This window comes from Pseudomonas sp. AM14(2022) (assembly GCF_036346455.1).
GTDB lineage: Bacteria > Pseudomonadota > Gammaproteobacteria > Pseudomonadales > Pseudomonadaceae > Aquipseudomonas > Aquipseudomonas putida_A.
This window is the reverse complement of sequence record NZ_JAOTNY010000004.1, coordinates 86,616-107,164: the sequence shown is the minus strand read 5'-3', so window position 1 is coordinate 107,164 and position 20,549 is coordinate 86,616. Positions and strand designations below refer to the sequence as shown.

Below are 20,549 nucleotides of genomic sequence, written 5' to 3'. Positions count from 1 at the left end.
TGATACACCGCTTTCGCGAGCAAGCCCGCTCCCACATTCGAATATCTTCCTGACCTTAAGGCCTTTCTGTCAGTCCATTTGACCGGAATAGACGCTGCGGCGCTCTGCCATGCTGGTTAAGATCGCTGCATCCCTTTTTTCGCTTGCCGAGGTTGTCATGCGCTTTTCCGATCTGATCGAGGCGGTCCGTCGCCAGCCAGAAGTGACCATTCCCGCCGAGTGGGGTCAGGGGCGAGCCAGTTTTGGTGGCCTGGTCGCGGCGCTGCAATACGAAACCATGCGCGCGGAAGTGCCGGCGGAGCGCCCGGTGCGTTCGTTGGCGATCACCTTTGTCGGCCCGGTCGAACCGGAAGTCCCGGTGAGCTTCGAAGTCGATGTGTTGCGCGAAGGCAAAGCGGTCAGCCAAGTGCTGGGCCGGGCTGTGCAGAACGGTCAGGTAGTGACGATCGTGCAGGGCAGCTTTGGTGCTTCGCGACCTTCGGAAGTCGCAGTCGAGGCCTATCCGGCAGTTGAAATGAAACACTGGGACGAATGCCAGGAGTTGCCCTACATCAAGGGCGTGACCCCGGAATTCATGCGGCATCTGGCGATGCGCTGGAGTGTCGGCGGCATGCCGTTCACCGGCAACACATCGCGGCAGATGGGCGGCTGGGTACGTTTGCGTGGGGACGTCAAGGAAGAACCGGTCAATGAGGCGCATCTGCTGGCGCTGGTGGATGCCTGGCCACCGGCCTTGTTGCCGTACCTGAAGAAACCGGCACCGGGCAGCACGCTGACCTGGACCATCGAATTCGTGCAACCGCTACGCGACCTGAGCACGCTGGACTGGTGCAAATACCTGGCAGACATCGAATACGCCGCCGACGGCTACGGCCATGTCGCCGCCAAGCTGTGGAGCGCGGAGGGGGAGTTGATCGCCATGAGTCGGCAGACTGTGACGATTTTTGCCTGAATCATTCAATGCCGACGGTGGCGCTCCCGCCAGGCGCGCCACCAGCCGCCGCTGAGGAAAAACCGCGGAAAGGTCAGGAACTGCTCGACCAGCAAGCGTGACACGGCATCTTTACGATCACTGAACGGCTCGGAGGCTTGCGCCTCCAGGCTGTGGCCGTGGCGCTGCAGACCCAGCGCCGCGACGATACCGATCACACCGATGGCAATACTGGCCAGACTCAAGCTGAACACGCCGGACACGATCAACAGAAATGCAACGATGAACAGCGGCACGGCAATCAGGTGCAACACCAGATTGGTCGGGTGCTGGTGATTGTTCGGGTACGCGCGCCATTGCCACGCGGGAAGATTGGGGTGACGTTTGCCCATGTTGACTACTCCTCGATCCATGTTGAACACATGCTTGAAGAATAGGCCGGGGCGAGTGGGGCGGCGAATCAAGGTTGGCTATGGTGGTGATAGGTGCAATGGCTGGATTCGATGGTGTTGCAATTGACGCCATCGCGAGCAGGCTCACTCCTACAAAGGATCTGCTGCGCACACAAATCCCCTGTAGGAGTGAGCCTGCTCGCGATGAGTCCCTTAAAGTTTGAGTTGACCGATGGCCTTGCTCAATTCCCCGGCCAACGTCGCCAACTCATTACTGGTGGTCGCCGAATCCACGGTCTGTTGCACGGTGTTTTCGGTCACATCACGAATGCTCACCACCGCCCGATTCATCTCTTCCGCCACTTGGCTTTGTTGCTCCGCCGCCACCGCAATCTGCGTGTTGCTCTCGCGCATCTGCGCCACGGCGCCAGTGATTTCCGCCAGCGCCTCGCCCGCCTCCTGCGCCTGCTGCACGCAGTCATCGGCCTTGTACGAACTCTCCTGCATGAAGTCCACCGCATCGCGGGTGCCGGCCTGCAGCGCTGAGACCATGGTGGTGATTTCATCGGTCGAGGTCTGCACGCGCTTGGCGAGATTGCGCACCTCGTCGGCGACCACCGCAAAACCGCGGCCCATCTCGCCGGCACGGGCCGCTTCGATGGCGGCGTTCAGCGCCAGCAGATTGGTCTGTTCGGCGATGCTGTGGATCACACTGACTACGCCGTTGATCTTCTGGCTGTCTTCGGCCAGGCGCTGGATCATTTCGGCAGTCTGCTGCACACCGCTGGAGAGTCCGGCAATCGACTGTTGCACGCGGCTGACCACTTGCTGGCCACTGCCGGCCAGACCATCGGCGGTCTGCGACAGGTCGCGGGTGGCACCGGCGTGCTGGGCGATGTGATAAACCGTGGCGGTCATTTCATTGATCGCAGTGGCGGCCTGATCGGTTTCGCTCTGTTGACCGAGCATGCCGTGGCGCACTTCGTTCATGCTCGCCGCCAGACGCGCAGCGCCGACGTCGAGTTGCCGCGCGGTGTTGGCAACGGTGGTGACCACGCGTTGATAACCGGCCTGCATCGCGTTGAACGCATTGGCCATCTGCCCGACTTCGTCCTTGCAGGCCAGCGGCACGCGGGCCGAAAGGTCACCACTTTTCTCGACGTGCAGCATCACGTCTTTCAAGGTGTTGAGCTGACTGAGCAGGAAGCGGATCAGCAACTGCGAAGCGCCGAGCATGGCCAGCATCAGGATGAACACCGCCACCGCGTAGTTGGCAAAGCGTTCACTGAACACTTGCGCCAGGCTCGGGCCATAGGCGATGACCGCGACTTGCTCGCCGTCGCCACGACTGAACACTTCGGCGCCCAGCAGCGGGTTGTTGCCGAACAGCGGCAGATGGTTGATCTCGTTCCAGCCGTTGCTGTCGCTGATCTCCAGCACCGGTTGATCGTTGAGGCGCGGCGCTTCACCGCGTTTGAAGGTCAGCACCTGATCGGCCTTGGGCAGCGCCTGCCCGGCCGGCCAGGCCTTGAGCAATTGTGCCTGGGCCTGAGCGGAAGCCTGTGAGGCGTGGCTGCATGCCTGCTGCTCAAGCTGCACGGCATACAGCACCAGCAGCAGGGTGGTGACGAAAGCGACCGCATTGACCGCCCAGAATTTGTATTTCAGCGAGATATTGCTAAGCCAGGCACCCATGGAGGTCTTCTCTGATAGCGGAAACAGTTTCGGCAAGGTGCCAGCATTGTGCCGCTATGCAGATCTGAAGATCTTGATACAGGTCAACAGGTTCTACGCTGAGCCCCTTTGTGGGAGCGGGCTTGCTCGCGAAGGCGGTGGTTCAGTTAATTAACAATGACTGACACACCGCCTTCGCGAGCAAGCCCGCTCCCACAATGGGATTTGAGGTGTATCAGGGCAGGGCGGGGAGGTTGAAGAACGCGCGGGCACACGCCGTTGTGTGCGCAGCCAGATCTTCCTCGGTCTCGCCCCGATGCAGCGCCACTTCGCGCAGCACCTCGGTCAGATACGCCGGTTCATTGCGGCCGTTCTTCGGCTTTGGGCGCAAGGTGCGAGATAGCAGGTACGGCGCGTCGCTTTCTAGCATCAGTCGTCCGCGCTTGATCTCCTTGACCAGCGGGTGCAGATGCGTGCCACGGCGCTCGTCGCAGATCCAACCGGTGATGCCGATGTGCAGGTCCAGATCGAGGTAACTGAACAGGGCTTTTTGCTCGCCGGTAAAGCAGTGCACCACGGCGGCGGGCAGTTGATCGCGGAAGTCCCTGAGGATTTCCAGCAGACGCTGACTGGCATCGCGTTCGTGGAGGAACACCGGCAACTGCAGTTCTACCGCCAGCGCCAGATGTTCTTCGAGGACTTTTTCCTGTTGCGGGCGTGGCGAGAAATCACGGTTGAAATCCAGTCCGCATTCACCCACGGCGACCACGTTTGGCTCGTGCAGCAGGCTGCGCAAACGACGCGCGCTGTCAGCGTTCCAGTCACTGGCCGAATGCGGGTGAATGCCAGCGGTGGCAAACAGCCGCTGGCCGCTTTGATCCAGTTGCCGGCACAGCTCCAGCGCCTGTTCGCTACCCTCGACGCTGGTGCCGGTCAGCACCAGTTGGCAGACCCCGGCAGCATAGGCGCGGTCGAGCACGGCCTGATGTTTTTCGGCGAAACTGGGGTTGGTCAGGTTGACGCCGATATCGATGAGTTGCATGGTTCTACCTCGGGCCGAAGGCCGGAAAGCATACCAGAGCTGTAGATTTATAAGAAAAGCCAAGAACTACAACGAGTTATAGCTGTCTTTTGATGCCGCGACGTAGCCCGGGTTGGCAGAAAAGCCATCACTGTGCCAGTCTCTCGCACTTTGCCAGCGCTCCAGGCGCTCTGTTTTCGTCGGTGATTTCGACCGTTCAGCGGTGAAATCACCCCGTATTCTTTCCGGAGAGTGGATGCATCGTCCCTCGGTTTTGCTCCTGTTGTGCGCGTCGCTGCTGCTGCCGATAACGGCGGTTGCGCGCCTGCCCGGGCCACAGCAAGCCGTGCCGGCCGCCAAGGTTCGTGACCTGTCGGAGATCCGCAGCAGTCGAGTGTTGCGCGTGCTGGTCAATCAGAGCCGCAACAGTTCCGGTGAAGTCCAGGGTCAGGCCATCGGCGTCGAATACCATCGCCTGCGCGCCTTCGAGCAATACCTCAATGGCCACGCCCGCGATGGTCAGGAAATTACCCTCAAGATCATTCCCAAAGCCAAGGATCAACTGCTCGGTGCCTTGCAGCGTGGTGAAGGAGATCTGGTCGCGCCCGGCGAGCTGCTTGATCTGCAACCCGGCCACGCGGTTGCCAGCAGTGAGCCGATCGCCAGCAACGTGCCGCTGGTGCTGGTCGGCATCAAGGGCGAGCGCCGTTACACCAAGGTCGAGCAGCTTTCCGGCAAAACCCTGGCGTTGCCCACCGGCAGTGCGGCGGGGGAGGCGGTCAGCCAGCTCAATCAGAAACTGGCGTTGCACAAACTGGCGCCGATCAAGATCGAATGGGTCGATCCGACGCTGGCGGTCGAGGACGTGCTGGAGATGGTGCAGGGGGGAATCTTTCACCTGACCGTCGTCGAGCAACCGATCGCCGAGCGTTGGGGCAAGATCCTGCCCAAGCTGCGTTTCGACCGGCAATTGATGATCAGCGAACCGGGTGAGGAATACTGGTTCGTGCGCCGTGATGCCTCGATGCTGCGGGCGAGCATCGATCGTTTCCTGGTCGGCTACAGGAAGCCGGCGAACGAGGATGCAGAGTTTCTGCGGATTTATCGACGGCTCTATCAAGTGCATTATCCGTTGGCCAAGGCTGACCGCCAGCGTCTGGAGAAACTGCGCCCGACCCTGCAAAAACACGCCGACGCGCAAAGCATGGACTGGCTGAATCTGGCGGCGCTGGCCTTCAAGGAGTCAGCCCTGCAACCCAGCGCCCGCAGCGGCAGTGGCCCGACCGGGTTGATGCAGATTACCCCGTCCGCAGCGCAGCGGGTCGGTGTGAGCAACATCCAGAATCTCGATGCGAATGTGCAGGCCGGGGCCAAGTACCTGGCGATGATTCGCCGCAAGTTTTTCAACAGTCCGAAACTCAATGAGCGCGAGCGCATGGCGTTCACCCTGGCGGCCTACAACATCGGCCCGGAGCGGGTGCAGGGCATGCGCGCCGAGGCACGCCGGCGCGGGCTGAATCCGAACCAGTGGTTCTTTCAGGTCGAGCGCATCGCCATGGAGCAGGTGGGCATGGGCCCCGTCAGCTATGTTAATAGCGTGAACAAGTATTACCTGGCGTTCGACCGGGAGCGGGAGTCGCTGGAGCCCCGGGGACAGAAAGTCGCTTCACGGAAATGATCTAATAATTTGATTGTAATAGCGGAATAATTGCGCTTTTAACATGAATTTAACTGATTAATATAGCGGCCAATCCCAACACACTTCTCGCAAAACAAGGAATGCCCCATGAGCTCTCTGATCAACAAGGTTCTGTTCACTCGCGCCGGTTACGGCCTGACCATTCTGCGTATCGCGGTCGGCGTGATCTTCGCCGCCCACGGTTCGCAAAAACTGTTTGGTCTGTTCGGTGGTTACGGTCTGGCGGGCACCGCGCAATACATGGACAGCATCGGTCTGCACCCGGGTTACCTGATGGCCACGCTGGCCGGCGGTACCGAGTTCTTCGCCGGTCTGGCGCTGATCATCGGCCTGCTGGTGCGCCCGGCGGCGCTGGGTCTGACCTTCCTGTCGCTGGTGGCGATCTTCACCGTACACATCAGCAACGGTCTGTTCATGGCCAACAACGGTTACGAGTTCGCCCTGGCGCTGCTCGGTGGCAGCCTCGCGGTGATGATCGAAGGCGCCGGCAAGCTGTCGGTGGATCGCGCCATCGCCGGTTGAGCGCTCTGGCTCAAGCAAAAGGCCCGCATTGTGCGGGCCTTTTTTGTTGCGGCCGATTCTTGACACTCATCGGTCACGTTATCTAGGATGTTGCTCATGCGCCGATTTAAACAGCTACTTGCGGGGCGCCAGGTGACTCAGACAGTTGCCGTCAGAAGCCGGAACAAGGCTTCGAAATACCGCTAAAGCGCTGGTTCGGTGTTGCCTCTCACCTGCCATGCAGACTTTTGAGGCAGAGACACGACACGATGAATGCACTACGCCCTCCAGCACGTCCCGCGCCGATCACGGCACATATCACCCAGCGCAACCCGAAAATCCTGCTTGGCGGTAAACATCAGCCGACGCTGTTGCGTTATCTCGATGGCTGGCCACGTCGCAGCGGCGGTCCTGCCGCGTTCCTGATCCAGTTCGTTGAAGATGGCGAGTCGCTGGCGCGGTTTGCCAGTGACAGTTTTGACCTGGCGGTGATTCAGGCACCGAGCGCTGAAGACGCGCCGGAAATGATCAAGCAACTGACCCGCGTTGCGCGGCAGGGTTTGATCACTCGCCGCTGAAACGCTCAGGGATATTCGATCGCCACGATATAGACAAACTGCTCACCGGTTGGCGTCTGTACCCGGACTTCGGCGTCCAGCGCCTTGCCGATCAAGGCGCGGGCCAGTGGTGAGTCGATGCTGATCAGACCCAGTTTCAGATCCAGTTCATCCGGACCGACGATGCGGTAGCGCGACTGCTTGCCGTCTTCGTCCTCGATGGTGACCCTGGCGCCGAAGTAGACCTTGTTCGGATCGCTGGGTTTTTCGCTGACGACCTTCAGTGCTTCGAGACGCTTGGTGAGAAATCGCACGCGGCTGTCGATCTCGCGCAGCATTTTCTTGCCGTAGGTGTACTCGGCGTTTTCCGAACGATCACCCTGCGCCGCTGCTTCGCTGACCGCTTGCGTTACCTGCGGGCGGCGCACATGCCACAGCTCATGGAATTCGGCGCGCATCCGCGCTTCACCTTCAGGGGTGATCAGCGCGGTGCCGGCGGTGCGGGGAGGGCGATAACGGCTCATGGCAACTTCTTGTGGTGACGAAGGCTGGAGTCTATCAACCCTCGCGCAAGACTGTCAGCGGACTCGCATTCAATGCCCGACGCGTGCCGAACACCCCGGCACCGCCAATCAGCGCGGCGCCAATCAACGGCAGCATCAGCAACCATGGATGCGGATGCCATGGCAGATCGAACGCATAGCGATACAACACCAGACTCACCACTTCCGAACCGATGGCCGCGAGCAGGCCGCTGACCGCACCGAGCAAGCCGAACTCGATGCGCCGCGCCTTGATCAGCAACTGCCGTTGCGCGCCCAGCGCACGCAGCAGCGCACCTTGGCGAATGCGTTCATCCAAGGTTGCCTGCAAGCCGGAGAACAGCACCGCCATCCCCGCCGCCAACACAAACAACAACACGTATTCCACCGCCAGGGTGACCTGGGCGAGGATGCTGCGCAGCTGTTCGAGCAGGGCTTCGACCTGAAGGATGGTCACCGCCGGGAATGCCCGTGACAGCTCGACGATCTGCTGATCGTGACCAGGTGCCAGATAGAAACTGGTCAGGTAAGTCGCCGGCAGATCCTTCAGGGTGCCGGGCTGGAAGATCATGAAGAAGTTCGGCTGGAAGTTATCCCAGTTGATCTCGCGCAGGCTGGTGACTTTCGCTTCACGATTGACCCCGCCGACGCTGAACACCATGTGATCGCCGAGTTTGAGCTTGAGGCTTTCGGCGACTTTACCTTCAACCGACACGCCCGGTACGTCGTCCGAGGGTTGCCCGGTCCACCACGTACCGGCGGTGAGCTTGTTGCCGGCCGGCAGGTCGGCGGCCCAGGTCAGGCTCAAGTCACGTTGCACGGCACGGTCGCCGGCCGAATCCTTGCTGACGATCTGCTGCACCGGTTCGCCGTTGATGCTGATCAGCCGTCCCGGCACCACCGGGTACAGCGGCGCCGCCTGCGCGGACACCTTGATCAAGTGATCGGTGAAGGCCTGTTTGTCCGCCGGCAGGATGTTCAGGGCGAAGTAGTTGGGGGCGTTTTTCGGTAACTGGTTTTGCCAGGTGTCGAGCAGCTCGCCACGCAGCAGGGCGATCAGCGCCATCGACAGCAGGATCAAACCGAACGCCAGCGCTTGCCCGGCCGCCGCCAGCGGATGACGCAACAACTGGCCCAGACCGAGACGCCACGGCAGCGGCGCGCGGGCGAGCATTCGGCGCAGGCTGTTGAGCAACAACAGCAGCAAGCCACCCAGCACCAGCGCAGCGACCACGCCACCGCCAAGCAGGGCGAAGGTCAGCAGCAGATCCAGACTCAGGCGCCACATGATCAGGCCTAGTGCACCCAGCGCCGCGCCATAGACCATCCAGGTGCTCGACGGAATCGGCAGCATGTCGCGGCGCAGTACCCGCAGCGGTGGCACCCGACCCAGCGCGGCAAGTGGCGGCAGGGCAAAGCCGGCGAGCGCCACCAGTCCTGTGCCGATCCCGGCGAGCGCCGGAAACAGGCCACCGGGCGGGACGTCCGCTGGCAGCAGATCATGCAGCAGGGCAAACAGGCCCAGTTGCGCCAGCCAGCCGAGCACTGCGCCGCTGAGGGCAGCGAACAGGCCGAGTATGGTCAGTTGAATGCTGAACAACAGCATGGTTTCCCGACGCGACAAACCGAGGCAGCGCAGCAAGGCACTGGCATCGAAACGGCGACTGGCGAAGCGGTTGGCCGACAGCGCCACGGCCACACCGGCCAACAGCACCGCGACCAGACTGGCCATGTTCAGGTAGCGCTCGGCCTTGCCCAGCGCGCCGCCGATCTGCCGGTTGCCGTCGCGCGCATCCTGTATGCGCTGATTGGCGGCCAGACCGGGTTTGAGCAGTTGTCGATAGGTTTCCAGTGCCTGCGGTTCACCACGCCACAGCTCGCGATAACTCACGCGGCTGCCGGGTTGCACTACGCCAGTGGCAGCGAGGTCATCGAGATTGATCATCACCCGAGGCGTGAGGCTGTAGAAGTTGCCGGCGCGATCCGGCTCGTAAGTCAGCACGCGGGTCAGCTTCAAGGTTTTCATGCCGACGTCGATGCTGTCGCCGATCTTCAGATCCAGCGCAGTCAGCAGACGAGCTTCAACCCAGGCTTCACCGGGTTGCGGCTCGCCGCCCGAGGTTTCAGCGGCAAACGGGGCCGGGGCACTTTTCAGCTCGCCGCGCAGCGGGTAGGCGCGGTCGACGGCTTTGATGCTCGATAACTGAATGCCGTTGTCGGTGGCAATGACGCTGGAAAACTCCACCACCTGCGCATGATTCAAGCGCAGCTCGGTGCCGCTGCGGATCTGTTCGTCGCGGGCCGGCGAGCTGCCCTCAAGCACCAGGTCGGCGCCAAGGAACTCGGTGGCGCGCAGCATCATCGCACCGTTGAGGCGGGCGCCGAAATAGCCGATGGCAGTACTCGCCGCGACCGCCACGACCAAGGCAAAAAACAACACGCGCAATTCGCCGGCGCGGGCATCGCGCATGAGTTGACGTAGGGCGAGACTGAACAGACGCAACAGCGGCAGACGTGCCATCAAGGCTCCAGAGGGGCAACCAGCAGCCCGGCTTCAAGTCGGATCAGGCGCCGGCAGCGATGGGCCAGGCGTTCGTCGTGGGTCACCAGCACGAGGGTGGTGCCGCGTTCCTTGTTCAGTTCGAACAGCAAGTCGCTGATGCGCTCGCCAGTGTGGCTGTCGAGGTTGCCGGTGGGTTCGTCGGCGAACAGCACGTCCGGCTCGGCAGCGAAGGCCCGGGCAATCGCCACGCGTTGTTGTTCGCCGCCGGAGAGCTGGCGCGGCGAGTGCGTCAGGCGCTGGCCGAGACCGACCCGTTGCAGCAGTTCGGTGGCGCGTTCGCGGGCGTCTTTGCGGCCATCGAGTTCCAGCGGCAGCATGACGTTTTCCAGGGCGTTGAGGCTGTCGAGCAACTGGAAGGACTGAAAGACGAAACCCACGTGTTCGGCACGGATTCGCGCGCGCTGGTCTTCGTCGAGATTGCTCAGGCCTTGCCCCGCGAGGATGACTTCACCGCTGCTTGGCAGGTCGAGGCCGGCGAGCAGGCCGAGCAGGGTGGATTTGCCGGAACCGGACGCGCCGACGATGGCCAGGCTGTCGCCCTGGTTCAGTTCCAGGCTGAGTTCGTGCAGGATAGTCAGTTCACCTTCCGCGCTGGGAACCACTTTGCTGAGGTTCTTCGCGGTGAGAATGCTTGCGCCCATGGAGAATCCGATGCGTGTGTGGTTTTTGAGTGCTGGCCTGGCCTTGATGTGCATGGCCCAGAACGCAGCGGCGGGTACTGTCCTGATCGTTGGCGATAGTATCAGCGCCGGTTTCGGACTGGATACCCGCCTGGGGTGGGTATCGCTGCTCGAGCAACGGCTCAAGCAGGAGGGTTTTGACGACAAAGTGGTCAATGCCTCGATCAGCGGCGACACCAGTGCCGGAGGCCAGGCGCGCCTGCCGGCGCTGCTTGCAGAGCACAAGCCGGAACTGGTGATCCTCGAGCTTGGGGGCAATGACGGCCTGCGCGGAATGCCGCCAACGCAATTGCAACAAAACCTTGCGGCGATGATCGACAGCTCGCGTCAGAGCGGCGCCAAGGTGCTGCTGCTGGGCATGCAATTGCCGCCCAACTACGGCAAGCGTTACACCGATGCCTTCGCCGAGGTCTACGGCAAACTCGCCGACGATAAAAAGATCCCGCTGGTGCCGTTTTTCCTCGACGGCGTAGGCGGGCATCCCGAACTGATGCAGGCCGATGGTCTGCACCCGGCTGCCGGGGCTCAGGGCAAGTTGCTGGAAAATGTCTGGCCGACGCTAAAACCGCTGTTATGAGGCTTTTCTAGCGGCAGGCTTTCGGCTAATGTGGCGCCCCCTTATTTGGAGCCCCCGATGCCGCGTCCTGCCTGGTCCCTGTTTGCCTACCAACTGATCGAGCCTGACGAACAGCTGGATCTGTTCGCCTGCCAGGAAGTGCGGGTGCATCTGGTGACCCGTCAGCTCGAACTCGGTGGCTCGGCAGACCGCACGTTGTGTGGCAGCCTGCTGCCGGCACAACCGCGCTGGTCGAGTGTGGATCGTCGGGTATTCCAGGATCAGCGTCTGTGTTCGTTGTGCCGGGCGATTCTCGAGTCGCAGAAGCGCGGCACCTCGCCGATCTGGCCTGAGTTGCGTTTCGAACTCTAGGATCAACAGATCGCAGCCTGCGACAGCTCCTACATGAAGACTTCTGGCTGGCCATCGGCGCATCTCCCCGAATTCCCGAGGTGCGGTGTACAATCGCGCTCTTATACCCTTGTTGATCATGCGAAGGATTTTCCGGATGTTGCCGCGCTTTCCTGCCGTCACCCGCTGCCTGTCACTTGCCGCCCTGTGTGTGGCCGGTCCCGTTGCTGCATTGGAGTTTCCCCTGCCACCACCCGGTGAGGACATCATCGGCCAGGTGCAGGTGATCAAGGCCAAATACGAAGACACCTTCGCTGACTTGGGCACCAAGTACGACCTGGGTTATTCGGAAATGGTCGCGGCCAACCCGGGCGTCGATGCCTGGCTGCCGGGCGCCGGTACCGAAATCGTCCTGCCGACCCGGTTCATTCTGCCGCCGGGTCCACGCGAAGGCATCGTGATCAACCTCGCCGAGTACCGCCTCTACTACTACCCGAAAGGCCGGAACGTGGTGTACACCTTCCCGCTGGGGATTGGGCGTGAAGGTTGGGGCTCGCCAATCGCACACACCTCGATCACTGCCAAGACGCCGAACCCGACCTGGACCCCTCCGGCGTCGATCAAGGCCGAGCACGCCGCCGACGGTGATCCGCTGCCGAACGTGGTACCGGCCGGCCCGGACAACCCGCTGGGGCCGTTCAAGTTCACCCTGGGCACTCCCGGCTACCTGATCCACGGTTCGAACAAGAAGTTCGGCATCGGCATGCGCACCAGCCACGGCTGCTTCCGCATGTTCAACAACAACGTGCTGGAAATGGCAGCCATGGTGCCGGTCGGCACTTCGGTGCGCATTCTCAACGATGCGTACAAGTTCGGCAGCAGTGGCGGCAAGGTCTATCTGGAAGCGCACACACCCATCGATGACAAGGGGAACCCGTCAGTGGTCGACAAGCACACTGCAGTGATCAATGCGATGCTCAAGCGCGAAGATGTCACCAACAACCTGCGCGTGAACTGGGATGTCGTGCGTGATGTGGTAGCGGCCGAAGATGGCCTGCCAACTGAAATCGGCACACCGAATACCTCGGCGCCGATGGTCTCGAACACCCCGATCGACCTGCAGCAGTAAGTCGATCAAAACCCGCAGGCGCGTGCAGCGTCGGCGGGTTTTTTATTGCCCGGGGGAAAGTACCGGCAATAAAAAAGCCGACCCAAAAAATGGGTCGGCTTGATAACAATCCCGAGGGATTATTACTTGCGGCTAGCTTTGTCCAGCATACGCAGAGCACGCTCGTTAGCTTCGTCAGCAGTCTGTTGTGCTTTTTGAGCAGCAGCCAGAGCTTCATCAGCTTTACGGTATGCTTCGTCTGCACGAGCTTGAGCGCGAGCAGCTGCGTCTTCAGTAGCGGTCAGACGTGCTTCGGTTTCTTTCGATGCGCTGCTGCAACCGGTAGCCAGAACTGCGGCCAGAGCCAGAGCAGAGAATTTCAGAACGTTGTTCATCGTGTTCCCCTTCAAGGACTTTCAATTAAGTGGCTTTCTCCTCCGATTGAGGAAATAGCCGGCGTACATACTACCCATTACTTGTAGTAAGTAAACTGACGGAGCGCAAGAAGCAAAAAAAATTGTAGGCGTTGATTCTTTTTCGAGCAACTTTTAACCGGGCTGTATAAAAAATATCCAGCTGCAGGCCCCGGCCTGAGCGTGTTAATGAGAAAAAGTTCCCGTTGTCCGGTGCTGTTTCTGCGTCTTGCACCAAGTCTGCCTAGATGAATTCGTCTACACTTTTGTTCCGATTTTGCATGACGCCTCACATATCTTTGTCGCTCTTGAGGTGACTTTAAAGAAGAGGCTGCGTCTTAAGTCTCGACATCCGGCAATGTTCAGGCGAGTGCCTGGGGAATATCGTCCCCGCGCCTGCCACTACGCCCATCGGAGTCACCCGTTCAACGAGCATGATGACGAGCGCACCTTGAGCATTTTCGCCAATGGTGCCTACTATTTATGACGTGCTCGATTGCGCGAGACCGGTGTGGTTTTTCTCGGTGTCCATCAGGCACGGGGTGGCGTAGATGTTCCTTCGCCGGAAAAACATCGGTAAGGTAGGGGTCAGAATTCGAGACCCGCGAGGAGTAGTGATGAGCGAGGCGTTGTCCATCCACCATGACCAGGCTGGTCATCAGTTCGAGACCAATGTGGACGGTCATCGTGCCTACCTGACCTATATGGATCTGGGGAAACAGACCCTGGATATCTATCGCACCTTCGTGCCCAACGCCTTGCGCGGCCGTGGCATTGCCGCCGCGCTGACCGAAAGCGCGCTGCAGTACGCCGAAGAAATGGGCTACACGGTGATCCCGTCGTGCTCCTACGTCGAGCGCTACATGGAACGTCATCAGCGCCGCGCCGCCAAGATCTGAATCGCACACACGAAAACGCCGGGCAATGCCCGGCGTTTTTTTATGCCCGTGAAACGCTGATCAGCTGCGCTGACGTTTCGGCAGAACATCCTTGAGCTTGGCGTGCATGCCGCGCAGGGTGTTCTCGGTGGCGGACCAGTCGATGCAGGCATCGGTGATCGACACGCCGTATTGCAGGTCGGCGAGGTCTTTCGGGATGGCCTGGCAGCCCCAGTTCAGATGACTCTCGACCATCAGGCCGATGATCGACTGGTTGCCTTCGAGGATCTGGTTGGCGACGTTCTCCATCACCAGCGGTTGCAGAGCCGGGTCCTTGTTGGAGTTGGCGTGGCTGCAATCAACCATGATGTTCGGTTTGATCTTCGCCTTGTTCAGCGCCTGCTCGCACAGGGCGACGCTGACCGAATCGTAGTTCGGCTTGCCGTTGCCGCCACGCAGCACCACGTGACCGTAGGCGTTGCCCTTGGTGGTGACGATCGACACGCCACCTTCCTGGTTGATCCCCAGGAAACGGTGCGGGCTGGACACCGACTGCAGGGCGTTGATCGCCACGGTCAGGCCGCCGTCGGTACCGTTCTTGAAGCCGACAGCCGAGGACAGACCGGAAGCCATTTCACGGTGGGTCTGGGATTCGGTAGTGCGTGCGCCGATGGCCGACCAGCTGATCAGGTCCTGCAGATACTGCGGGGAGATCGGGTCGAGGGCTTCGGTGGCGGTCGGCAGGCCTTTCTCGGCCAGGTCCAGCAGCAACTGGCGACCGATATGCAGACCGTCTTGAATCTTGAACGAGTCATCCAGGTACGGATCGTTGATCAGGCCTTTCCAGCCAACGGTGGTTCGTGGCTTCTCGAAATACACGCGCATGACCAGATACAGGGTGTCGGAGACTTCCTCCGCCAGCACCTTGAGGCGATCGGCGTATTCGTGGGCAGCCTTGATATCGTGGATCGAGCACGGGCCGATCACTACGAACAGACGGTGGTCGGTGCCATCAAGAATGTTGCGAATGACTTCGCGGCCCTTGGTGACGGTGCGCAGCGCAGCATCGCTCAGAGGGATATCACGCTTGAGCTGATCGGGAGTGATCAGGGTCTCGTTAGAGGCGACGTTTAGGTCGTTGATCGGTAAATCAGCCATCGTTTACTCGTCAGGTCACGGGTGCCGGCCGCCAGCGATCCCCGCGCGGCGGAGCACAGCAGATTTAAGCGCGTCGGGGAGCCGAACCTTAGCGCGTCAGACGCGGCTCGACAATGGGCAAACGCCGCTTTAATCCAGCACTGGCTGGGCAAAAGCCTTGCGCACGCTGTCGTGGGAGAACTCGTCGGCGTGTTGTTCGACCCATTGCAGGGCCAGCGCCTGAATATCCTGCAGATCGTCGTGGGCCTCGTTCATGCGGCAATAACGTTCGATCTGGCACACCTGTTCGCCCATCCGGGCACTGAACAGCGTCTGCTCATCGGTGAATGCGATCCCCACCAGATAGCCCTTTTTGCGCCGCAGACACCACGCGACATAGCCCGGATAACAGATCTCGGCGTTGAGTGTCGGCATGCGCACTTGCAGCGCCGTGCCGTGGCGCCACGCGCGGTGATAATTGCAAGCGATCCCGCCGAGGCTGATAGTGTGCAGCTGTTGCCTGGAAATACACTCGGGCTTGAGCAAGGTTAATTCAACCGGCACTTCGTCCGGATGAGGAATGAAACGTCCCATGAGCACAGACTCCCTGTGTCGGCCATTTGACATTGTTTCACCCAGTATAGTGGTCGAATCCGAGCTGACCGATTTCGACGCCGACCAGCGGCTGCTGGCGATGAGCGGCGTTTCGCTGGTGATTTTCACCAGCGTCGGCTGTTCCAGCTGCCGCTATGCCAGAGAGGTGTTGCCCGGGTTCGAGCTGGCGGTGGATCGCCTGTGCTGGATCGATGCCGGCAACAACGGCGGGTTGGTGGAGCGCTATCAGGTCTTTCATTTGCCGGCGCTGTTTGTGGTACGCGACGGCGAGTTCTTTGGGGCATTGCACACGCGTCTGACCGCCGTTGCGCTGAACGCGGCAGTGGCGCAGGCGCTGGGTCGAATTGCAGAGGAGTTGCCATAGATGGTGGGAGCAGACAGCAAACCGGTGATCGGGATTATCGGCACCGGGGCCATTGGCGGGTTTTACGGTCTGATGCTGGCGCGGGCCGGTTTCGATGTGCACTTTTTATTGCGCAGTGAATTCTCGGCGGTGGCCGAACGTGGTTTGCAGGTGGACAGTGCCGTGCATGGCACCCTGACGCTGAACCCGGTGCAGGCCTATGCGAAGGCCGAGGACATGCCGGCTTGCGACTGGTTGCTGGTCGGCGCCAAGACCACCAGCAGCGCGGGTCTGGCCCCGGCGATCATTGCTGCGGCCAGGCCCGGCGCGAAAGTGCTGGTGCTGCAGAACGGTCTGGACGTCGAAGACAGCTTGCGCGAGTTGCTGCCCGATTCCCTGCATCTGCTCGGTGGTCTGTGCCTGATCTGCGTGCATCGCGAAGGGCCGGGACACATCACCCATCAGGCCTTGGGTGCGGTGAATGTCGGCTATCACAGTGGCCCGGCGGCGGATGAAGCGGCGCGCATGGCGCTGGTCGAGGAGGGTGCCGGTCTGTTCCGCGCCGCTGGCATCGATTCGCAGGCGATGCCCAATCTGCAACAGGCGCGCTGGCAGAAACTGGTGTGGAATATTCCCTACAACGGTCTCTCGGTGTTGCTCGGCGCCGGCACCACGCCGCTGATGGCCGACGCGGACAGTCGCGCGCTGATCCAGGCGTTGATGGCCGAAGTGGTGCAGGGAGCCAGGGCCTGCGGTCACGACGTTCCTCCCGGTTACGCCGAGTACCTGTTCATGATGACCGAGAAAATGCCCGACTATTGGCCGAGCATGTACCACGATTTTCTGCATAAACGGCCGCTGGAACTGGAGGCGATTTATGCCCGGCCACTGGCTGCGGCCAAAGCGGCAGGCTGTGAGTTGCCACGGATCGAAGCGCTGTATCGCACATTGAGTTTTATCGACCGACGCAACACTTGAGTCGGTTTTCGGGGGAGTGGGGAAGGCATGGCCAAGAACATCGATGACAAACTGGTGCTGGCGATTTCGTCTCGCGCCTTGTTCGACCTGAGCGAGAGTCATAAGGTCTATCTGGCGAGCGGCGTCGAAGCCTATCGGCAATACCAGATTGAACACGAAGACGAAATTCTCGCGCCCGGCGATGCGTTCCCGCTGGTAGAAAAACTCCTGAGCCTCAACAGTCGCCTCGATCGCGCCCGGGTCGAGGTGATTCTGGTTTCGCGCAACAGTGCCGACACCGGCCTGCGCGCGTTCAACTCGATCGATCATTATGGGCTGGACATCTCGCGGGCGGCCTTCGTCGGCGGGCGCAGTCCGTATCCCTATCTCAAAGCGTTTGGCTGTGACTTGTTTCTGTCCACCCACGCCGAGGATGTGCGCGCCGCGCTGGACGCCGGGTTTGCCGCGGCGACGATTCTCTCCGGCGGCGCCAGTCGCGCGGCCAGTGATGAGTTGCGCATCGCCTTCGACGGCGACGCGGTGTTGTTCTCCGACGAATCCGAGCGCGTTTATCAGGCCGGCGGGCTGCTGGCGTTTCAGGCCAAGGAACGCGAGTCGGCGCGCGAGCCCTTGCGCGGTGGGCCTTTCAAGGGCTTTCTGGCGGCACTCAATGCGCTGCAACGCGAGTTCCCCGAAGACGACTGCCCGATCCGCACGGCGCTGGTTACCGCGCGTTCGGCACCGGCCCATGAGCGGGTGATCCGCACCTTGCGCGAGTGGGACATCCGCCTCGACGAGTCGCTGTTTCTCGGCGGGCTGACCAAATCGGCGTTTCTCGAAGCCTTCGCTGCCGATGTGTTCTTCGACGATCAGACCGGCCACTGCGAGGCGGCCCGCGAAGTGGTCGCCACCGGACACGTACCGCATGGCATCAGTAACGAACCGTCGATCTAAAGCCCCAGTGCTTCAAGACGTTGCGTCGCACGTCGTACTCGCCAAGGCACTGCTAAGCTGAATCAAATCTCCGCCATGTTGGCACGCGAGGAGGTCATATGATTCGTTCGATGCTGTATGCCACTGACCTCGGTCTGTACGCACCTTTAGTGATGCAGCATGCCCTGGCGCTGGCGCGGACATTCAATGCCGACTTGTATGTGGTGCATGCAGTGGAACCCATGGGGCTGTTTGCCGAGTCGGTGTTGCAGAGTTATCTCGACGAGCAGGCATTGAACGAATTTCACAGTCAGGGTCTGAAAACTGTCATCGCCAATATCGAGCAACGGGTACTGGACAGTTTTCGCGAAGAGCTGGGCGACGAGGGCGAGCAGGATCTGCAGCGGATTTGCGCGGTTCGGGTGGTGCAGGGGGATCCGGCGCAGGTGATTCTCGACCAGGTGCAGAAACTCTCTGTGGATTTGCTGATCGTAGGCACTCACAGCCATGGCGTAGGGGCGGAAACGCCTTTGGGGCGCACGGCGACCCGGGTCCTGCAATTGGCCAAGGTGCCGGTTTATCTGGTGCCGTTGGTGGAGCGCCGGCGCCGGGAGGATCGCTGAAGCGGGAATAATGGCCTTTTGATAAAAAAGTTCTAGATTTATTCTTCAAACCATTAATATAGTTATATACCGTCGCTGATGCCCGTGGCGTCTACCTGCTTTGAGGGATACATATGAAGCTTCAACAATTGCGCTACATCTGGGAAGTGGCGCACCACGACCTCAACGTTTCCGCTACCGCCCAAAGCCTTTACACCTCGCAACCGGGTATCAGTAAACAGATCCGCCTGCTGGAAGACGAACTTGGCGTTGAAGTGTTTGCCCGCAGTGGCAAGCACCTGACCCGCGTCACCCCGGCCGGCGAGCGCATCATCACCACCGCAGGCGAAATCCTGCGCAAGGTCGAAAGCATCAAGCAGATTGCCCAGGAATTCTCCAACGAGAAAAAAGGCACCCTGTCGATCGCCACCACCCACACCCAGGCGCGTTATGCATTGCCGCCGGTGATCAGCAATTTCATCAAACAATACCCGGACGTGGCGCTGCACATGCACCAGGGTTCGCCAATGCAGATCGCCGAGATGGCCGCTGACGGCACCGTCGATTTCGCCATCGCCACCGAAGCGCTGGAGCTGTTCGGTGATCTGGTGATGATGCCGTGCTATCGCTGGAACCGTTGCGTGGTCGTGCCCCAGGGCCACCCCCTGACCAAGCTGCCGAAGCTGACCCTCGAAGCGCTGGCCGAATACCCGATCGTGACTTACGTGTTCGGTTTCACCGGCCGTTCGAAACTCGACGAAGCCTTCAGTCATCGTGGCCTGACGCCGAAAGTGGTTTTCACCGCGGCCGACGCCGACGTGATCAAAACCTACGTGCGTCTGGGCCTGGGTGTGGGCATCGTCGCCAAGATGGCGGTCGACACCAAGCTCGATAACGACCTGGTGGTGCTGGATGCCAGCGAACTGTTCGAGTCGAGCATCACCAAGATCGGTTTCCGTCGCGGTACTTTCCTGCGGGGCTTCATGTGCGACTTCATCGAGAAGTTCGCTCCACACCTGACCCGCGAAGTGATGGCCAAAGCCATCCAGTGCCACAACAAGCAGGAACTGGAAGAGCTGTTCGACGGCGTCGAACTGCCGGTCCACTAAGACCCTGCCTCAAAGCACCTCGGTGACAGCAAACTGTTGCCGGGTGCCCGCCACCAGAATCTCCACTTCATCGCCCTCGAACTTGCCCAGCAGGCTTTTGCCCAGCGGCGAGCGCGGGGTGATGACGGTAATCGGCTGACCCACCACATCGACTTTCAGGCCTGCCGCATCCGGGGCCAGAAACAGCCATTGCTCGCGACCCTTTTCGTCCTCCAGACCGAGCAGGGCCCCAATCTCGATGCCGCGATTTTCGTCATAGGCACGCAGCGTCAGGTTCTGGCACAGCGCCAGTGACTGGCGGATTTCCTCGACCCGTTTCGCCTGACCAGCCGCCAGATAGGAAGCCTCAAGCCCGAGCGTGTCGTATTTGTTCTCGGCGATGTTCTCTTCGTGGGTCGCGGTTTCGTAAGCGGTCTGCGCGGCGCGTTCGGCGATGTCGAGGTCGACGCGCAGTTTGTCGAGGATCAGTTGGTGGACGGTGTGTTTGTTCATGATCAATCGCAGAATTGCAGAACGTTGGCGCGGCTCTTTTCGCTCGGCGCGGTCTGGTCCTGTTGCAGCCAGAACTGGCACTTGGGATTCGACTGGTTGCGACTGCTGCCGCGAGCCTGATCCAGACGTGCCTGCTGCTCGTTCTTGCGCAGGTTTTCTTCGTACTGCTCGAACAGCGGGCTCTGTGGCGGAATGTCCGGTTGTACCTGGACGGCCGCTGGCGGCTTGGCCAGTTGCTGCACCGCCTGAGCGACAGGCGCCAGTTGTTCGGTGAACACCAGGCGCGAGAGCAGCCAGCAGGTCAGGGCGATGGCCAGAAAGCCCAGCCACATGCCCAGGGCAATGCTGCCGGTCAGTTGCAGCGCGCTAAGCTGAACAGGCAACGGACGACGCGGGTTGGGACGATAGGGCATGGCTGCCTCCTGGCGGATGATTGCGGGCAAGTGGCGATTGTCGCACGAAGATTAATCGCCGTCGGCTCTTCTGCGCGAGGTC

General features: G+C 60.8%; 24 protein-coding genes. 13 read left to right on the top strand and 11 right to left on the bottom strand.

The features are described from left to right. The first annotated feature begins 157 nt into the window (after positions 1–157). A complete protein-coding gene (locus V3W27_RS09940; RefSeq protein ID WP_330206492.1) occupies positions 158–952 on the top strand; it encodes an acyl-CoA thioesterase in 795 nt (264 codons plus the stop codon). A gap of 5 nt (positions 953–957) precedes the next feature. Here V3W27_RS09940 and V3W27_RS09935 read toward each other — a convergent pair whose 3' ends face one another. From V3W27_RS09935 to V3W27_RS09925, 3 genes are all read right to left on the bottom strand, one after another. Then, positions 958–1,323 (bottom strand): Mpo1-like protein, encoded by a 366-nt coding sequence (locus V3W27_RS09935; RefSeq protein ID WP_027612458.1) that lies wholly within the window; start codon positions 1,321–1,323, stop codon positions 958–960. 213 nt (positions 1,324–1,536) lie between these two features. Beyond that, positions 1,537–3,018 (bottom strand): methyl-accepting chemotaxis protein, encoded by a 1,482-nt coding sequence (locus V3W27_RS09930; RefSeq protein ID WP_330206491.1) that lies wholly within the window; start codon positions 3,016–3,018, stop codon positions 1,537–1,539. A gap of 214 nt (positions 3,019–3,232) precedes the next feature. After that, positions 3,233–4,039 (bottom strand): TatD family hydrolase, encoded by an 807-nt coding sequence (locus V3W27_RS09925; protein ID WP_330206490.1) that lies wholly within the window; start codon positions 4,037–4,039, stop codon positions 3,233–3,235. Positions 4,040–4,274: 235 nt separating this feature from the next. On the opposite strand from V3W27_RS09925, the gene V3W27_RS09920 reads away from it, so the two are divergent. From V3W27_RS09920 to V3W27_RS09910, 3 genes are all read left to right on the top strand, one after another. Continuing rightward, complete coding sequence (locus V3W27_RS09920; RefSeq protein ID WP_027612461.1) at positions 4,275–5,696, top strand: transglycosylase SLT domain-containing protein; 1,422 nt, start codon at positions 4,275–4,277, stop codon at positions 5,694–5,696. Between the two features lie 108 nt (positions 5,697–5,804). Beyond that, entirely contained in the window at positions 5,805–6,239 is a 435-nt protein-coding gene (locus V3W27_RS09915; RefSeq protein WP_007964771.1) for a DoxX family protein, read from the top strand. Positions 6,240–6,487: 248 nt separating this feature from the next. After that, positions 6,488–6,796, top strand: a complete 309-nt coding sequence (locus V3W27_RS09910; RefSeq protein WP_003226820.1) for a hypothetical protein — start codon at positions 6,488–6,490, stop codon at positions 6,794–6,796. Positions 6,797–6,801: 5 nt separating this feature from the next. Here V3W27_RS09910 and greB read toward each other — a convergent pair whose 3' ends face one another. The 3 genes from greB to V3W27_RS09895 are packed head-to-tail and all read right to left on the bottom strand — an operon-like array spanning position 6,802 to position 10,521. Further along, the gene (gene greB, locus V3W27_RS09905; protein WP_330206489.1) at positions 6,802–7,299 is read right to left on the bottom strand and encodes a transcription elongation factor GreB; all 498 of its coding nucleotides are present in this window, start codon (positions 7,297–7,299) and stop codon (positions 6,802–6,804) included. A 34-nt stretch (positions 7,300–7,333) separates the two neighbouring features. Next, the gene (locus V3W27_RS09900) at positions 7,334–9,838 is read right to left on the bottom strand and encodes an ABC transporter permease (RefSeq protein ID WP_330206488.1); all 2,505 of its coding nucleotides are present in this window, start codon (positions 9,836–9,838) and stop codon (positions 7,334–7,336) included. After that, a complete protein-coding gene (locus V3W27_RS09895) occupies positions 9,838–10,521 on the bottom strand; it encodes an ABC transporter ATP-binding protein (RefSeq protein ID WP_007964778.1) in 684 nt (227 codons plus the stop codon). The genes V3W27_RS09900 and V3W27_RS09895 overlap by 1 nt, the downstream gene beginning before the upstream one ends. Before the next feature lie 10 nt (positions 10,522–10,531). Between V3W27_RS09895 and V3W27_RS09890 the strand changes: the two genes are divergently transcribed. The 3 genes from V3W27_RS09890 to V3W27_RS09880 all read left to right on the top strand — a co-directional run bounded on the left by V3W27_RS09890 (position 10,532) and on the right by V3W27_RS09880 (position 12,596). Beyond that, on the top strand, positions 10,532–11,137 hold the full coding sequence (locus tag V3W27_RS09890) for an arylesterase (protein WP_007964780.1): 606 nt from the start codon (positions 10,532–10,534) through the stop codon (positions 11,135–11,137). A 57-nt stretch (positions 11,138–11,194) separates the two neighbouring features. Then, positions 11,195–11,488, top strand: a complete 294-nt coding sequence (locus V3W27_RS09885; RefSeq protein ID WP_003226812.1) for a hypothetical protein — start codon at positions 11,195–11,197, stop codon at positions 11,486–11,488. Between the two features lie 136 nt (positions 11,489–11,624). After that, positions 11,625–12,596, top strand: coding sequence for a L,D-transpeptidase family protein (locus tag V3W27_RS09880; protein ID WP_027613458.1), 972 nt, complete (start codon positions 11,625–11,627; stop codon positions 12,594–12,596). 122 nt (positions 12,597–12,718) lie between these two features. On the opposite strand, the gene oprI is transcribed toward V3W27_RS09880, so the two are convergent. Next, positions 12,719–12,970 (bottom strand): outer membrane lipoprotei OprI, encoded by a 252-nt coding sequence (gene oprI / locus V3W27_RS09875; RefSeq protein WP_025113130.1) that lies wholly within the window; start codon positions 12,968–12,970, stop codon positions 12,719–12,721. Between the two features lie 635 nt (positions 12,971–13,605). Here oprI and V3W27_RS09870 point away from each other — a divergent pair. Continuing rightward, positions 13,606–13,887 carry a GNAT family N-acetyltransferase gene (locus V3W27_RS09870; RefSeq protein WP_003226804.1) on the top strand — a complete coding sequence of 94 codons (282 nt, stop codon included), beginning with the start codon at positions 13,606–13,608 and terminating at the stop codon, positions 13,885–13,887. Between the two features lie 60 nt (positions 13,888–13,947). On the opposite strand, the gene V3W27_RS09865 is transcribed toward V3W27_RS09870, so the two are convergent. Further along, positions 13,948–15,024, bottom strand: coding sequence for a 3-deoxy-7-phosphoheptulonate synthase (locus V3W27_RS09865; protein WP_027613457.1), 1,077 nt, complete (start codon positions 15,022–15,024; stop codon positions 13,948–13,950). Positions 15,025–15,153: 129 nt separating this feature from the next. Further along, the gene (locus V3W27_RS09860; protein ID WP_003226800.1) at positions 15,154–15,597 is read right to left on the bottom strand and encodes a PilZ domain-containing protein; all 444 of its coding nucleotides are present in this window, start codon (positions 15,595–15,597) and stop codon (positions 15,154–15,156) included. On the opposite strand from V3W27_RS09860, the gene V3W27_RS09855 reads away from it, so the two are divergent. The 5 genes from V3W27_RS09855 to cysB all read left to right on the top strand — a co-directional run bounded on the left by V3W27_RS09855 (position 15,596) and on the right by cysB (position 19,562). Then, positions 15,596–15,982, top strand: a complete 387-nt coding sequence (locus V3W27_RS09855; RefSeq protein ID WP_027613456.1) for a thioredoxin family protein — start codon at positions 15,596–15,598, stop codon at positions 15,980–15,982. The genes V3W27_RS09860 and V3W27_RS09855 overlap by 2 nt on opposite strands. Then, positions 15,983–16,939, top strand: a complete 957-nt coding sequence (locus V3W27_RS09850; RefSeq protein WP_027613455.1) for a putative 2-dehydropantoate 2-reductase — start codon at positions 15,983–15,985, stop codon at positions 16,937–16,939. Between the two features lie 27 nt (positions 16,940–16,966). Next, positions 16,967–17,872, top strand: a complete 906-nt coding sequence (locus V3W27_RS09845; protein WP_027613454.1) for a 5'-nucleotidase — start codon at positions 16,967–16,969, stop codon at positions 17,870–17,872. Between the two features lie 98 nt (positions 17,873–17,970). After that, entirely contained in the window at positions 17,971–18,474 is a 504-nt protein-coding gene (locus tag V3W27_RS09840) for a universal stress protein (protein WP_123587438.1), read from the top strand. Positions 18,475–18,587: 113 nt separating this feature from the next. After that, positions 18,588–19,562, top strand: a complete 975-nt coding sequence (gene cysB / locus V3W27_RS09835) for an HTH-type transcriptional regulator CysB (RefSeq protein ID WP_007908591.1) — start codon at positions 18,588–18,590, stop codon at positions 19,560–19,562. 9 nt (positions 19,563–19,571) lie between these two features. On the opposite strand, the gene V3W27_RS09830 is transcribed toward cysB, so the two are convergent. After that, positions 19,572–20,054 carry a GreA/GreB family elongation factor gene (locus V3W27_RS09830; RefSeq protein ID WP_003226791.1) on the bottom strand — a complete coding sequence of 161 codons (483 nt, stop codon included), beginning with the start codon at positions 20,052–20,054 and terminating at the stop codon, positions 19,572–19,574. A 2-nt stretch (positions 20,055–20,056) separates the two neighbouring features. Next, entirely contained in the window at positions 20,057–20,467 is a 411-nt protein-coding gene (locus V3W27_RS09825) for a hypothetical protein (RefSeq protein ID WP_115984010.1), read from the bottom strand. Positions 20,468–20,549 lie beyond the last annotated feature (82 nt).

Excerpts from the sequence above, each read along its gene's own strand:
- V3W27_RS09940 (WP_330206492.1), top strand. The coding sequence starts at position 158 with ATGCGCTTTTCCGATCTGATCGAGGCGGTCCGTCGCCAGCCAGAAGTG.
- V3W27_RS09935 (WP_027612458.1), bottom strand. The coding sequence starts at position 1,323 with ATGGGCAAACGTCACCCCAATCTTCCCGCGTGGCAATGGCGCGCGTAC.
- V3W27_RS09930 (WP_330206491.1), bottom strand. The coding sequence starts at position 3,018 with ATGGGTGCCTGGCTTAGCAATATCTCGCTGAAATACAAATTCTGGGCG.
- V3W27_RS09925 (WP_330206490.1), bottom strand. The coding sequence starts at position 4,039 with ATGCAACTCATCGATATCGGCGTCAACCTGACCAACCCCAGTTTCGCC.
- V3W27_RS09920 (WP_027612461.1), top strand. The coding sequence starts at position 4,275 with ATGCATCGTCCCTCGGTTTTGCTCCTGTTGTGCGCGTCGCTGCTGCTG.
- V3W27_RS09915 (WP_007964771.1), top strand. The coding sequence starts at position 5,805 with ATGAGCTCTCTGATCAACAAGGTTCTGTTCACTCGCGCCGGTTACGGC.
- V3W27_RS09910 (WP_003226820.1), top strand. The coding sequence starts at position 6,488 with ATGAATGCACTACGCCCTCCAGCACGTCCCGCGCCGATCACGGCACAT.
- greB (WP_330206489.1), bottom strand. The coding sequence starts at position 7,299 with ATGAGCCGTTATCGCCCTCCCCGCACCGCCGGCACCGCGCTGATCACC.
- V3W27_RS09900 (WP_330206488.1), bottom strand. The coding sequence starts at position 9,838 with ATGGCACGTCTGCCGCTGTTGCGTCTGTTCAGTCTCGCCCTACGTCAA.
- V3W27_RS09895 (WP_007964778.1), bottom strand. The coding sequence starts at position 10,521 with ATGGGCGCAAGCATTCTCACCGCGAAGAACCTCAGCAAAGTGGTTCCC.
- V3W27_RS09890 (WP_007964780.1), top strand. The coding sequence starts at position 10,532 with ATGCGTGTGTGGTTTTTGAGTGCTGGCCTGGCCTTGATGTGCATGGCC.
- V3W27_RS09885 (WP_003226812.1), top strand. The coding sequence starts at position 11,195 with ATGCCGCGTCCTGCCTGGTCCCTGTTTGCCTACCAACTGATCGAGCCT.
- V3W27_RS09880 (WP_027613458.1), top strand. The coding sequence starts at position 11,625 with ATGTTGCCGCGCTTTCCTGCCGTCACCCGCTGCCTGTCACTTGCCGCC.
- oprI (WP_025113130.1), bottom strand. The coding sequence starts at position 12,970 with ATGAACAACGTTCTGAAATTCTCTGCTCTGGCTCTGGCCGCAGTTCTG.
- V3W27_RS09870 (WP_003226804.1), top strand. The coding sequence starts at position 13,606 with ATGAGCGAGGCGTTGTCCATCCACCATGACCAGGCTGGTCATCAGTTC.
- V3W27_RS09865 (WP_027613457.1), bottom strand. The coding sequence starts at position 15,024 with ATGGCTGATTTACCGATCAACGACCTAAACGTCGCCTCTAACGAGACC.
- V3W27_RS09855 (WP_027613456.1), top strand. The coding sequence starts at position 15,596 with ATGAGCACAGACTCCCTGTGTCGGCCATTTGACATTGTTTCACCCAGT.
- V3W27_RS09860 (WP_003226800.1), bottom strand. The coding sequence starts at position 15,597 with ATGGGACGTTTCATTCCTCATCCGGACGAAGTGCCGGTTGAATTAACC.
- V3W27_RS09850 (WP_027613455.1), top strand. The coding sequence starts at position 15,983 with ATGGTGGGAGCAGACAGCAAACCGGTGATCGGGATTATCGGCACCGGG.
- V3W27_RS09845 (WP_027613454.1), top strand. The coding sequence starts at position 16,967 with ATGGCCAAGAACATCGATGACAAACTGGTGCTGGCGATTTCGTCTCGC.
- V3W27_RS09840 (WP_123587438.1), top strand. The coding sequence starts at position 17,971 with ATGATTCGTTCGATGCTGTATGCCACTGACCTCGGTCTGTACGCACCT.
- cysB (WP_007908591.1), top strand. The coding sequence starts at position 18,588 with ATGAAGCTTCAACAATTGCGCTACATCTGGGAAGTGGCGCACCACGAC.
- V3W27_RS09830 (WP_003226791.1), bottom strand. The coding sequence starts at position 20,054 with ATGAACAAACACACCGTCCACCAACTGATCCTCGACAAACTGCGCGTC.
- V3W27_RS09825 (WP_115984010.1), bottom strand. The coding sequence starts at position 20,467 with ATGCCCTATCGTCCCAACCCGCGTCGTCCGTTGCCTGTTCAGCTTAGC.